The organism is Lachnospiraceae bacterium JLR.KK008 (assembly GCA_037015955.1).
Taxonomy (GTDB): Bacteria; Bacillota; Clostridia; order Lachnospirales; family Lachnospiraceae; genus VSOB01.
Genome location: CP143548.1, coordinates 117,501 through 130,061 on the forward strand (window position 1 = coordinate 117,501; position 12,561 = coordinate 130,061).

General features: G+C 44.9%; 11 protein-coding genes, 3 tRNA genes and 1 rRNA gene (1 of these 15 cut by a window edge). 11 read left to right on the forward strand and 4 right to left on the reverse strand.

Annotated elements, in window-relative coordinates; genetic code table 11:
• The 11 genes from V1224_00605 to rpsR form a co-directional block, all read left to right on the forward strand.
• A 23S ribosomal RNA gene (locus tag V1224_00605) occupies positions 1 to 2,526 on the forward strand (it extends 357 nt beyond the left edge of the window).
• 128 nt (positions 2,527 to 2,654) lie between these two features.
• Positions 2,655 to 2,726, forward strand: a tRNA-Asn gene (locus V1224_00610).
• Between the two features lie 57 nt (positions 2,727 to 2,783).
• Positions 2,784 to 2,855, forward strand: a tRNA-Glu gene (locus tag V1224_00615).
• Between the two features lie 12 nt (positions 2,856 to 2,867).
• A tRNA-Cys gene (locus V1224_00620) sits at positions 2,868 to 2,938 on the forward strand.
• A gap of 196 nt (positions 2,939 to 3,134) precedes the next feature.
• The gene (locus V1224_00625) at positions 3,135 to 4,457 is read left to right on the forward strand and encodes a PD-(D/E)XK nuclease family transposase (protein WWR15992.1); all 1,323 of its coding nucleotides are present in this window, start codon (positions 3,135 to 3,137) and stop codon (positions 4,455 to 4,457) included.
• A gap of 28 nt (positions 4,458 to 4,485) precedes the next feature.
• Positions 4,486 to 5,358 carry an aldo/keto reductase gene (locus V1224_00630; protein ID WWR15993.1) on the forward strand — a complete coding sequence of 291 codons (873 nt, stop codon included), beginning with the start codon at positions 4,486 to 4,488 and terminating at the stop codon, positions 5,356 to 5,358.
• A 58-nt stretch (positions 5,359 to 5,416) separates the two neighbouring features.
• The gene (locus V1224_00635) at positions 5,417 to 6,139 is read left to right on the forward strand and encodes an NAD-dependent protein deacylase (protein WWR15994.1); all 723 of its coding nucleotides are present in this window, start codon (positions 5,417 to 5,419) and stop codon (positions 6,137 to 6,139) included.
• Positions 6,140 to 6,159: 20 nt separating this feature from the next.
• Positions 6,160 to 6,342 carry a DUF951 domain-containing protein gene (locus V1224_00640; protein WWR15995.1) on the forward strand — a complete coding sequence of 61 codons (183 nt, stop codon included), beginning with the start codon at positions 6,160 to 6,162 and terminating at the stop codon, positions 6,340 to 6,342.
• A gap of 97 nt (positions 6,343 to 6,439) precedes the next feature.
• On the forward strand, positions 6,440 to 6,730 hold the full coding sequence (gene rpsF / locus V1224_00645; protein ID WWR15996.1) for a 30S ribosomal protein S6: 291 nt from the start codon (positions 6,440 to 6,442) through the stop codon (positions 6,728 to 6,730).
• Between the two features lie 17 nt (positions 6,731 to 6,747).
• Entirely contained in the window at positions 6,748 to 7,197 is a 450-nt protein-coding gene (locus V1224_00650; protein ID WWR15997.1) for a single-stranded DNA-binding protein, read from the forward strand.
• A 29-nt stretch (positions 7,198 to 7,226) separates the two neighbouring features.
• Positions 7,227 to 7,490 (forward strand): 30S ribosomal protein S18, encoded by a 264-nt coding sequence (rpsR, locus tag V1224_00655; GenBank protein ID WWR15998.1) that lies wholly within the window; start codon positions 7,227 to 7,229, stop codon positions 7,488 to 7,490.
• 35 nt (positions 7,491 to 7,525) lie between these two features.
• On the opposite strand, the gene V1224_00660 is transcribed toward rpsR, so the two are convergent.
• The 4 genes from V1224_00660 to murC all read right to left on the reverse strand — a co-directional run bounded on the left by V1224_00660 (position 7,526) and on the right by murC (position 12,433).
• A complete protein-coding gene (locus V1224_00660; protein ID WWR15999.1) occupies positions 7,526 to 8,710 on the reverse strand; it encodes a ribose-phosphate pyrophosphokinase in 1,185 nt (394 codons plus the stop codon).
• 8 nt (positions 8,711 to 8,718) lie between these two features.
• Entirely contained in the window at positions 8,719 to 9,690 is a 972-nt protein-coding gene (locus tag V1224_00665) for an ATP-binding protein (protein WWR16000.1), read from the reverse strand.
• A gap of 22 nt (positions 9,691 to 9,712) precedes the next feature.
• Positions 9,713 to 10,768, reverse strand: coding sequence for a DnaD domain protein (locus tag V1224_00670; protein WWR16001.1), 1,056 nt, complete (start codon positions 10,766 to 10,768; stop codon positions 9,713 to 9,715).
• 285 nt (positions 10,769 to 11,053) lie between these two features.
• Positions 11,054 to 12,433, reverse strand: coding sequence for a UDP-N-acetylmuramate--L-alanine ligase (gene murC / locus V1224_00675; GenBank protein ID WWR16002.1), 1,380 nt, complete (start codon positions 12,431 to 12,433; stop codon positions 11,054 to 11,056).
• Positions 12,434 to 12,561 lie beyond the last annotated feature (128 nt).

Genomic DNA, 12,561 nt, shown 5'->3' on the forward strand with positions numbered 1-12,561 from the left:
GGTGAGAGCCCCGTAGGCGAAATACAAGTCAGGAAAGCAGGATCCAGAGTACTGCGAGACACGAGAAACCTTGCAGGAAGAAGCGGGGACCACCCCGTAAGGCTAAATACTCCTTAGTGACCGATAGAGGATAGTACTGTGAAGGAAAGGTGAAAAGGACCCCGGGAGGGGAGTGAAAGAGAACCTGAAAGCCTGTGTTTACAAGCTGTGGAACTACTATGAGAGAAGTAGGACCGCGTACTTTTTGTAGAACGGTCCGGCGAGTTGCGGCATCTGGCAAGGTTAAGCGCGAAAAGCGCGGAGCCGAAGGGAAACCAAGTCTTAAAAGGGCGGTAAAGTCAGATGATGCAGACCCGAAACCGGGTGATCTATCCATGTCCAGGCTGAAGGTGCCGTAAGAGGTAGTGGAGGGCCGAACCCACATCCGTTGAAAAGGGTGGGGATGAGGTGTGGATAGGGGAGAAATTCCAATCGAACCCGGAGATAGCTGGTTCTCCTCGAAATAGCTTTAGGGCTAGCCTCGTCTTAGTCTGCCGGAGGTAGAGCACTGAATTTCCTAGGGGGCGTCAAAGCTTACCGAAGAATATCAAACTGCGAATGCCGGAGAGATGATGGACGGGAGTCAGACTGCACGAGATAAGTTGGGTAGTCAAAAGGGAAAGAGCCCAGACCACCGGCTAAGGTCCCAAAGTGCGTGTTAAGTGGAAAAGGATGTGGGATTTCAAAGACAGCTAGGATGTTGGCTCAGAAGCAGCCATACATTGAAAGAGTGCGTAATAGCTCACTAGCCGAGAGGTCCTGCGCCGAAAATGTCCGGGGCTGAAACACGCCACCGAAGCTGTGGAACCGCAAGGTTGGTAGAGGAGCATTCCTGAAGGCGGCGAAGCTGTACCGAAAGGAGCAGTGGAGTGACAGGAAGAGAGAATGCCGGAATGAGTAGCGAGATGGAGGTGGGAATCCTCCAGGCCGAATATCTAAGGTTTCCAGGGTAAAGCTGATCTGCCCTGGGTAAGTCGGGACCTAAGGAGAGGTCGAGAGACGTATCCGATGGACAACAGGTAGAGATTCCTGTACTGCTGTGAGACAGAACATGTGGGGACGCATGTGGAAAGTAGAAGCCGGGAATGGGAAGCCCGGTGCAAGCGCAGGAGGCGCATGGGAGGCAAAACCCCCATGCAAGCTAGAGGCGTTAAGCGGAGCGAAAGAAAGTAGCGAAGGATATGAGCCATGTGCCAAGAAAAGCTGCTATGGCTCTCACAGTACCCGTACCGTAAACCGACACAGGTGGATGAGGAGAGAATCCTAAGGCCGGCGGGAGAAGCATTGTTAAGGAACTCGGCAAAATGACCCCGTAACTTCGGGAGAAGGGGTGCCACAGTGATGTGGCCGCAGAGAATAGGCTCAAGCAACTGTTTAGCAAAAACACAGGTCTATGCGAAACCGAAAGGTGAGGTATATGGGCTGACGCCTGCCCGGTGCTGGAAGGTTAAGAGGAGAAGTCAGGCAACGAAGCTTTGAATTTAAGCCCCAGTAAACGGCGGCCGTAACTATAACGGTCCTAAGGTAGCGAAATTCCTTGTCGGGTAAGTTCCGACCCGCACGAAAGGCGTAATGATTTGAGCGCTGTCTCAACAATGCACCCGGTGAAATTGAAGTGCCAGTGAAGATGCTGGCTACCTGCGCCAGGACGGAAAGACCCCATGGAGCTTTACTCCAGCTTGATACTGGGATTCGATGCTGTATGTACAGGATAGGTGGGAGGCTAAGAAGTGATGACGCCAGTTGTCACGGAGCCGATGTTGGGATACCACCCTTGCAGCATTGGGTTTCTAACCTGCGCCAGTGAGCCTGGCGGGGGACAATGTCTGGCGGGGAGTTTGACTGGGGCGGTCGCCTCCGAAAGGGTATCGGAGGCGCTCAAAGGTTCCCTCAGAATGGTCGGAAACCATTCGCAGAGTGCAAAGGCAGAAGGGAGCTTGACTGTGACACCGACGGGTGGAGCAGGTACGAAAGTAGGACTTAGTGATCCGGTGGTATAAAGTGGGATTGCCATCGCTCAACGGATAAAAGCTACCCTGGGGATAACAGGCTTATCACTCCCAAGAGTTCACATCGACGGAGTGGTTTGGCACCTCGATGTCGGCTCATCGCATCCTGGGGCTGTAGCAGGTCCCAAGGGTTGGGCTGTTCGCCCATTAAAGCGGTACGCGAGCTGGGTTCAGAACGTCGTGAGACAGTTCGGTCCCTATCCGGCGCAGGCGTAGGATATTTGAGAGGAGCTGTCCTTAGTACGAGAGGACCGGGATGGACGGACCGCTGGTGTACCTGTTGGGGACCAACCCCATGGCAGGGTAGCCAAGTCCGGCAGGGATAAACGCTGAAGGCATCTAAGCGTGAAGCCCCCCTCAAGATGAGATATCCCACGAAAGGTAAGACCCCTTAGAGAGAATGAGGTAGATAGGACGCAGGTGGGAGTGCAGCAATGCATGAAGCAGAGCGTTACTAATCGGTCGAGGGCTTAACCAAGGGAAGAAAGAAAAGGGATAGGAAGATGTTGTAAGTGATGATTTCAATGTTCGGTTTTCAGGGCATGGCCGTAAGGCGTTAAGAGGGAAGAAGTATAAGAAAGAGAATGCCTTGAAAGAGGAAGATAATCCTCGATAGCTCAATGGTAGAGCACTCGGCTGTTAACCGAGTTGTTGTAGGTTCGAGCCCTACTCGGGGAGTTGAGGAAATGGTATAGTTCCTGAATAGAATAGCACGGGAAGAGACATCCCAAAGATGGCTCCGTGGTCAAGCGGTTAAGACATCGCCCTTTCACGGCGGTAACACGGGTTCGATTCCCGTCGGAGTCATTTTACTTTTGTGGCGCCATAGCCAAGTGGTAAGGCAAAGGTCTGCAACACCTCTATCACCAGTTCAAATCTGGTTGGCGCCTTAGAAACCCTGAGTTTTTTCAGGGTTTTTTTATTTTTCTCTTGTATCTGTTATACGAGTATGCTATTCTTAATATAGTAAGATCTCTGTCTTACAATATATACCATTTAGGTAGTCTATTAGCCGTAAGGCTTCTTATCCCATTTCGGGAAAGATTCACACATCGGACAAAATCATATCTAAGGAGGTCATTATCTATGACAAATAATTTACAGCAGTATTTTCCCATGATTCGTACAAAAGAAGACATTCTTTCAGAGGTCAATAGTAACAGAAAGTTAATGAATCGTTTTTACAGTTGGACAAGAGAACAAAGAAAGGAATTTCTTGATTTTTGTACAGGAGCAAAAGGAGTAAAGGTTTTATATGATTCCTTTAGTAAAGAAGTATTGAATCCTGAAAATACGCCGGAAAGATTAGAAGATTTTTTATCTCTTTTAATAAAGCGATCTGTCAAAATTTTGTATACACTTCCAAACGACTCTACACGCATTGCTGATGAAAGTTCTCTTATAATTACGGATATTGTAGTAGAGTTGGAGGATGGCAGTATTGCCAACGTTGAGGTGCAGAAAATAGGTTATAAGTTTCCGGGAGAGAGAAGTGCGTGTTATTCTGCAGACATGCTGCTGAGACAATATAAACGGGTACGGGATACGAGAAAAAGAAATTTTAGCTATGAAGACATCAAGTCTATCTATACAATCGTAATATTTGAACGGTGTGATGCATCATTTCGAGAATATCCGAATACTTACATTCACTATTTTGAACAGTGTTCTGACAGTGGACTGAAATTAGAACTACTACAAAAATACATTTTTATTCCTCTTGACATCTTTAAAAAGAATCGGCACAATAAACCTATAGAAAACAGGTTGGAGGCATGGTTGGCATTTTTTAGCGAGGACGATCCCAAACGTATTGCAGAATTAATTGCTGCATTTCCGGAATTTAAGTTCATGTATGAAGATATTTATCGAATATGCCAGAATATGGAGGAAGTTATGGGGATTTTTTCAGAGGAACTTCGAATACTGGACAGAAATACAGTCCAGCTTATGATAGATGAAATGCAGGATGAGCTTGATTCAAAAAGGTTGGAATATGCTTTGCAAAAAGATGAAATACAGTCTTTAAATGCAAAACTTCAGCATCAGGAAAATGAAAAGATGGAGTTGAGTGCAGAAATAAACAGCCGAAGGGAAGAAGTCAATGTATTGAATATGGAGCTGTCGGAGCGCAGAGGCGAAGTAGAAGCATTGAACGGGGAGCTGTCGGAGCGCAGAGGCGAAGTAGAAGCGTTGAACGAGGAATTGTCAGAGCGTAGGGAAAAGGTGGAGACTTTGAGTACGGAGCTGGCGGTGGGTAAGGAAAAAATCAACGCTTTGAATACAGAGCTGGAGCGAATTAATATTTTGAACAGAAAACTTGTGGAGGAAAATCGCATCGATGATATAGTGAAAGCATCCACTAATGAAGCATTTCGCATGCAATTACTAAAAGAATTTGGAATTTAGTATGTTAAAATCAGGAAAGGAAATTATAATGAAATCAATTAGCGATTGCTATACACTCTCTAACGGATTACAGATACCCTGTATGGGGTTTGGTACATATAATGAAAAAGATGGAGATAATTTGGAAATTAACCGTATTGCCATTCAAACAGGGTACCGGTATTTTGATACGGCATCTTTATACGAGACGGAAAGAGTACTTGGGCAGGCAGTGAAAGAAAGTGGGATTCCCAGAGAACAATTTTTTATCGTATCTAAGCTGTGGATCGATGAGAGAGGGTATCAGGAAGCGAAAAGTGCTTTAGAACGGACGTTAAGCAGGCTTCAGATGGATTATCTGGACTTGTATCTGATCCACTGGCCAAGAGGGGCAGAGGGGGATACGGACTGGAAGGAAAAGGATTTGGAGACATGGCGTGCACTGGAAGAGCTATATGAGGAGGGAAAAATAAAGGGATTGGGGCTTAGCAATTTTCTACCTCATCATCTGTCAAATATATTGGATCACTGTAAAATAAAGCCTTTGGTCGATCAGCTGGAGATTCATCCTGGATATACGCAGGAAGCTGCCGTCAGATATTGTCAGGAAAATGATATATTAGTGCAGGCGTGGAGTCCATTGGGAAGAAGCGCAATGTTGGAAAATCCGGTCTTAAAGTTGTTTGCAGATAAGTATCAAAAGTCAGTGGCACAGATTTGTCTGCGTTTTCTGTTGCAAAAGGGGATTGTTCCACTTGTAAAATCTTCGACTGCGGAGCGGATGAGACAGAATCAGGATATTTTCACTTTTGAGATCACAGAGGAAGACATGTCAGTTATAAATAATATGCCGCAGAATGCCTGGCTGGGAGAACATCCAGATTTTGCAATCCCGAAAAGGAAAAGCAATTTCTTGCAGTAAAGGACGGAGGCGCTGAGACAGGAAAAGTATCTCGCTGTTAGTTTGAGGAGGGCAGAGCATGTCAGAAAATGTTTTGGAAAAGTTCAAAAAAATCATCGCTGATACGGACAATATTGTATTTTTCGGGGGAGCCGGCGTTTCAACGGAAAGCGGTATTCCGGATTTCAGAAGTGTAGACGGTCTATACAATCAAAAATATGATTATCCGCCGGAAACGATTTTAAGCCATACATTTTACAGAAATCATACGGAAGAGTTTTACCGCTTTTACCGGGATAAAATGCTGTGTTTGTCTGCGAAACCGAATGCGGCGCATTTAAGACTGGCTCAATGGGAAAAAGAAGGAAAACTGAAGGCGGTTGTGACCCAAAACATTGACGGTCTGCATCAGGCGGCCGGGAGTAAAAAAGTATTGGAACTTCATGGCAGTGTACATCGAAACTACTGTGAAACATGTCATAGTTTTTATGATGCCGAATATATGTTACATTCTGAAGGGGTGCCGAAATGCAAGTGCGGCGGTAGAATAAAGCCTGATGTTGTATTATATGAAGAAGGCCTGGACAATGAGACAATCTCAGAGTCAGTATCGTGTATAAGCAAAGCTGATGTACTGATCATAGGAGGAACGTCGCTTGCAGTGTATCCGGCGGCAGGGTTGATTGATTATTATCGGGGAGATAAACTTGTCCTGATTAACAAGACGGCAACGCCAAAAGATGGGATGGCAGATCTGGTCATTCAGGGAAGTATAGGAGAGATTTTTTCTCAGGTTCAATAATCAAAGGGAAAGCAGTGTCTATGAATTATCAGGTAGGAGATATTGTAACATTAAAGAAGCAGCATCCTTGTGGTTCGAGGGAATGGGAAGTGTTGAGAGTTGGGGCTGATTTCAGACTGAAATGCAAGGGTTGTGGACATCAGATCATGATTGCCAGAAAACTGGTAGAAAAAAATACGAAGGAAATCAGTAGGAAGGCTTGAAAATACTGGCTTTATATGGTATTATTTTAAATTGTGATACATTTATTCCTTGCTCCTTCTATCAGAAGGGGCCAGAGACCAGAAGGAGGTAACAAGCATGAACAAGTATGAATTAGCCGTTGTTGTCAGCGCGAAGGTCGAAGACGATGAGAGAGCAGCCGTAGTGGACAAGTGTAAAGGGCTTATCGAGAGATTCGGTGGGACGATTACAAATGTAGACGAGTGGGGCAAGAAGAGATTGGCTTACGAGATTCAGAAAATGAAAGAAGCATTCTACTATTTCATTCAATTTGACGCTGAATCGACTGTTCCGGCAGAGATCGAATCCCGTGTCCGCATTATGGACAATGTGATCAGATATTTATGCGTTAGACAAGACGAGGCATAATAGAAAGTAGGGACTATATGAACAGAGTAATTCTTATGGGTAGACTGACAAGAGATCCTGAGATCAGATATTCTCAAGGCGAAAACGCCACTGCAGTTGCCAGATATACCTTGGCTGTAGATCGTCGTTTTAACAGAAACGGGGATGAGAACAATGCGGATTTTATCGGCTGTGTTGCATTTGGCAGGCAGGCGGAGTTTGCGGAACGATATTTGCGCAAAGGGATTAAAATGCTTGTATCCGGAAGGATTCAGACAGGCAGTTATACCAATAAGGACGGCGTGAAAGTATATACGACTGACGTAGTAATAGAAGATCAGGAATTTGCCGAGAGTAAAAATGCAAGTTCCGGGAATGAAGGCGGTTACAGCGTTCCAAATAGCAGACCGGAGCAGCCGGCTTCTGTGGTGGGAGATGGTTTTATGAATATTCCTGACGGAATAGATGAAGAGCTGCCTTTTAACTGAAAATTATAGTTTAACAGGAGGTATGCACGATGGCTTTTAATAAAGCGGATAAAGCGGATGGACCGATGAAACGAAGAGGCGGAATGCGCAGGAGAAAAAAAGTATGTGTATTCTGTGGGAAAGACAATGTGATCGATTACAAAGATACAAATAAATTGAAGAGATATGTATCTGAAAGAGGAAAGATTCTTCCGCGTCGTATCACTGGCAACTGTGCAAAACATCAGAGAGCTCTTACTGTAGCGATTAAGAGAGCAAGACATATCGCGCTGATGCCTTATGTTGCAGAATAACTAAAAAATTATGATGTACAAAGTAAAACCGGCGATTAAAGTTCGCCGGTTTTATATTTTGAAACAACACGCTGAATACGTTCATTGGGATTCAAAAGATCGCTGATAGAAGTATCGTGATTTAAGGTATCAATGAGGTAAGCAATATATTTACTCATATCACAGTTAATGTACCATTCACGCTCAAGAAGTTCCGGAGCCTGATAGATTAGATTGGTTGTCAGTACCCGGTCAATCAACCCATCTTTATATGCCTGATCAAATCTGCCTGCTCCTCCTGTAAACAGACCAAAAGAAGCACAAATAAAAATTTTCCGCGCTTTTCTTTCTTTTAGAGCAGCAGCCACTTCCAACACACTCTCTCCGGAAGAGATCATATCGTCTATAATGATCATATCTTTTCCCTCTACGCTGGTACCAAGAAATTCATGTGCGACGATGGGATTGCGTCCGTTGATGATCTTTGTATAATCTCTTCTTTTGTAAAACATACCCATATCGAGACCAAGTACATTGGCAATATAGATGGCACGGCTCATTCCGCCCTCATCAGGGCTGATAACCATCATATGACTTGCGTCGATATGCAGCCCTTTCTCGTTGCGGAGGAGGCCTTTGATAAACTGATACGCAGGCTGTACGGTTTCAAAACCATGCAGCGGAATTGCGTTCTGCACACGGGCATCATGAGCGTCAAACGTAATAATATTGTCTACCCCCATGGCGACAAGTTCCTGTAGAGCGATCGCGCAGTCGAGAGATTCCCGGGCTTTTTTGCGGTGCTGCCTGCTCTCATATAGAAAGGGCATAATTACGGTAATCCTTCTTGCTTTACCTCCCACAGCAGAGATAATACGTTTGAGATCCTGATAATGATCATCGGGAGACATGTGGTTTTCATGCCCACAGAGAGAGTAAGTCAGACTGTAGTTGCATACATCGACGAGAATATAAAGATCTGTACCACGTACAGATTCCAGGATAACCCCTTTTGCCTCGCCGGAACCAAAACGGGGAACTTTGGCATTCAGCAGATAAGAGTCACGTTGATAACCGGCAAAAGCCAAGCTGTCTTTGTGTTCACTTTCCCGTTCTGTTCTCCATTTTACAAGATAGTAGTCGATTTTCTGTCCGAGGTTTCGACATCCTTCCAGTGGGATCACACCGAGGGAACCTACCGGAATGGTTTCCAGGTTTCTTTTTTCTTCGCGAGCTTGCATGTAAAACCTCACTTTCTGTTCATCATCGTTTTGCGGTACATTCGGATATCAGGACCGGTGACTTTATACATATCATAGTTGCTTGTTATCCGGGAAAAAATGCGTTCCGAATATTTATTTCTTAAATCTTCCAGAGAAAGATTTGTGGAGATCAATGTAGATTTTCTGCGCAGATGCCTCTCGTTAAGACAGGAAAATAACTGGGAAACGACATAAGCATTTGTATATTCGGTCCCGAGATCATCAATTATGAGTAAGTCACAATGGTAGAGATCCTGACTGATATGATAGAGGCTCTCCCGGGCCCTGCCGGCAAAAGAGTTACCAGACAGCGTATCGATCAGCCCGCTGGCACTGAAATAGAGAACAAGATAGCCTGCCTCAATCAATTCTTTTGCAATACAGTTACTAAGAAAGGATTTTCCGGCGCCTACGGAACCATAGAAAAACAAATTGCGGTAGGCAGAGGAAAAATTACAAATAAATTTGTTGCTGGCAGAGACTGTCTGCCGGAAACGTTCCAGATCTTCTTTCTCATAATAATCATAAGACAGCACAGAGAAATTTTCTTTTTCGAGAGTTTCTTTAATATTTGACTGCTCGTACAAAAGGGATACGATTTTTTGCTTCAGACAGTTGCATTTCTGCCCCTCGATATATCCGGTATCTTTGCAGAGAGTACATTCGTATTCGGGATCAAGATAGGTTTCCGGATAACCGGCATTGCGCAGCAACATATGCTTTTTTTGGGAAAGCGTTTGTAGCTTATGCTTCAGATCAGCCAAGGCGTGATCGTCACCGTCAAGGAGTTTCTTTGCCTGAGCAACAGAAACAGAGGAAATAGAATGCTCTACTTCCTCGTATTCAGGAATATTTTCATAAATCTCCGTCAGTTTTTGAAGTCTTTTACGCTGAGAACGATTCTGCTTTTCCTCAAACTCGCGGAAAATAGAATCATACTGCTGATTTGTCAGAGGCACGTAATATCTCCTTCGCGTAGCATCAGTTGCTTAGAAGTTCCCTTTCAAGCGCGTCAAAGTCATATTCGCGCTGAGGAAACTGATTAAACTGGTTATTTGCAGTAGTGGTACGGATCTGCGCCGGTTTACTCTTTTGGTAAGCAGCATCTGCGGCATGAATGTCTTCCAAATTATGTACATGAGAACGGCTCCAGCTCGTAAGAATGCTGTCGGCATACTCGAAGCGGTGCTTGTCCGTGGCCATGACAGTTCTTTCACAGGCAACCTCAATCACCGAGAGCGTGAACCCCAGCTCTTTTGTCCAATGTGTAATATAAGACACTTCTTTTGGTGTGGGGGTACCTGTCTTGCCCAGGGCTTTCATAACGGTATACACGGTCTTATCATATTTTCTGGCAAGCGATTTGGCCTGTTTGGGAGTTGTAATATGATCTTGCGACCAACTCAGAGCGACTTTCTCAATATAACGGAAATCCCGTTTGTCTCTTCCCACGCAATACTGAATGAGGTAGTCGATCAGGTCAGAGGAAAATCCAAGTTTGTCATAGATAAAGAGGATTGTCTTCATTTCTGTGGGAGTCAAGGGTTTGCCAATATATTGTTCTACAATAAAAAGTAACTGCTCGGTTTCTTCATTGCTGCGGAATGCCTTCAAATCGTCCAGAGAATAGGATGGCTTTTCCGGAACAACCTCCTGTGGAATTTGCTTTGCCGAGGGGAGAGGTACAATGTCTGCGGACTGCGTCGGTCTGACGGTCACGGCAGGCTGTTCCTGGCGGTGCTCCTGTAAGGCAAGAATACGAATCGAAGTAAGACTTTTTGCCGCATCGTATTCGAGCGCGATCAGCCCCTTTTTTTCCCAGTATTTCAGAGCACGCAAAATATCTTTCTCCGTATGGTTGAAGCGATCAGCCATATCAGATATATCGGTCATCTCATTGGACTGGAAGGTGCGAAGCAAATACAGGTACACTTTAAGCTGCGCGTCGTTAGCTTCCGCCATATATTGGTCAATAAAACAGTTAGAAACCGCCGTAAACATGGCAGCATTTTCCTGGCAAATTGTTAATTTCCCCATATTATCCCCTGACTTGTATGTATTATTCAAAGCAAGGAAATTATACCACAGCAGCTTTAAAAATGAAACAGTAAATTTTCCGGGAAGCCTTGTAAACACAGGGTTTTTAGGGATTGTGGACAATGTGGATAATGTGGATTTCTGTCACGCATAAACAGGCGGAACAGCTGCATATAATTGGAAAAGCCAGTAAAAACCGGGCCAGATAAAAGATGGAGTAAAATAAAAATATCCACATCTGGCAGACCTATCAATGGCCGCCTGAAATGTGGATATTGTGGACAACTAGTCTCCCAATAAATTTTCGCCGACTTTTACGATGTCTCCGGCTCCCATAGTTATCAACAGATCACCGTTGATACATTTTTCCAATAAAAAGTTTTCAATCTCATCAAAGGAAGGGAAATAAAAGCAATCTTTCCCGGATTTTTGGATTTCTTCCTGGAGAGTGCGGGAACTGATTCCGAGGGTATCTGTCTCTCTTGCAGCGTAAATATCTGCCAGAACAATCTTATCTGCCAGAGAAAGTGCTTGGGCAAATTCGGGCAGGAATGCCTTGGTGCGAGTATATGTGTGAGGCTGGAATACGCACCACAATGTCTTATGCGGATAGTTTGCAGCAGCACGAAGAGTTGCCGAGATCTCCGTCGGATGATGTGCATAATCATCAATAATGGTTACGCCGCCGATCTCTCCTTTATATTCAAAACGCCTGTCGGTGCCGTGGAATTGAGCCAGAGCAGCCAGAGCAGTCTGACGTGGCAAAGAAAGGGCATCTGACAGAGCGATCGCAGCCAGGGCGTTAAGCACGTTATGTTCCCCGGGAACATTCAGGCTGACAGTTTCAGGCTGCCCTGACTTATGATGAAGCGTAAAGGAAGGCAGACCGGTCTCTCCGAAAGTGAGATCACGGTAGAAATAATCGTTTGCCGGATCGCTGCCGTATGTAACGATACGGCATTTGAGATCCTTTGTGATCGAGTCTAATGCCTCAATCTCTCCGTTGACGATCAGGAGACCATCCTCGGGGATCAGAGAGGCAAATTTATGAAAGGATTCCCGAATCTCATGAATATCCTTAAAGAAATCCATGTGGTCTTCTTCAACATTCAGAATAATGCCGATCTTAGGGTAAAAACTTAAAAAGCTATTGGTGTATTCGCAGGCTTCCGTAACAAAGTAACCGGATTTCCCAACACGAATATTGCCGCCTAAAGACTGCAGAATGCCGCCGACAGACAAGGTCGGATCTGCCTCGGCTTTTAAAAGTATTTCTGCGATCATCGAAGTCGTTGTCGTTTTGCCATGGGTCCCACTGACGGCAACAGGCGTTTCGTAATTACGCATAATCTGTCCGAGAAGCTGGGCTCTTGTGAGAGAGGGCAGTCCTTTCTGAGCGATCGCCAGAAACTCTGGATTGCCCGTGTGAATAGCGGCGGTGTATACGACAAGATCAATATCATCGGTCAGGTTAGAAGCACTCTGTGTGTAAAAGACAGAGACTCCTCTGCTCTCCAGCATTTCGGTAAGTGGGGAGCGGCGTACATCTGAACCGGAAATGATAAACCCCGCTTCCAGCAGAATTTCTGCCAGGCCGCTCATGCTGATGCCGCCGATGCCAATGAAATGTATGTGAATAGGATTCGCAAAATCAATCTGATACATAATGTTTCCTCGTCTTGTTCATTTTTTTGATGGCTGATCTACATATATTATTATACGCACATGGGGGAAAAAAACAAATGCTAAATTATGATTTTTTGTGATTCTCCTGATAGATATATATAAAAATC

What these genes read in the sequence shown, in the direction of transcription:
- V1224_00640 (WWR15995.1), top strand. Translation starts at nt 6,160, where the DNA reads ATGAATTATCAGGTAGGAGATATTGTAACATTAAAGAAGCAGCATCCT.
- rpsF (WWR15996.1), top strand. Translation starts at nt 6,440, where the DNA reads ATGAACAAGTATGAATTAGCCGTTGTTGTCAGCGCGAAGGTCGAAGAC.
- rpsR (WWR15998.1), top strand. Translation starts at nt 7,227, where the DNA reads ATGGCTTTTAATAAAGCGGATAAAGCGGATGGACCGATGAAACGAAGA.
- V1224_00660 (WWR15999.1), bottom strand. Translation starts at nt 8,710, where the DNA reads ATGCAAGCTCGCGAAGAAAAAAGAAACCTGGAAACCATTCCGGTAGGT.
- V1224_00670 (WWR16001.1), bottom strand. Translation starts at nt 10,768, where the DNA reads ATGGGGAAATTAACAATTTGCCAGGAAAATGCTGCCATGTTTACGGCG.
- V1224_00625 (WWR15992.1), top strand. Translation starts at nt 3,135, where the DNA reads ATGACAAATAATTTACAGCAGTATTTTCCCATGATTCGTACAAAAGAA.
- murC (WWR16002.1), bottom strand. Translation starts at nt 12,433, where the DNA reads ATGTATCAGATTGATTTTGCGAATCCTATTCACATACATTTCATTGGC.
- V1224_00630 (WWR15993.1), top strand. Translation starts at nt 4,486, where the DNA reads ATGAAATCAATTAGCGATTGCTATACACTCTCTAACGGATTACAGATA.
- V1224_00635 (WWR15994.1), top strand. Translation starts at nt 5,417, where the DNA reads ATGTCAGAAAATGTTTTGGAAAAGTTCAAAAAAATCATCGCTGATACG.
- V1224_00650 (WWR15997.1), top strand. Translation starts at nt 6,748, where the DNA reads ATGAACAGAGTAATTCTTATGGGTAGACTGACAAGAGATCCTGAGATC.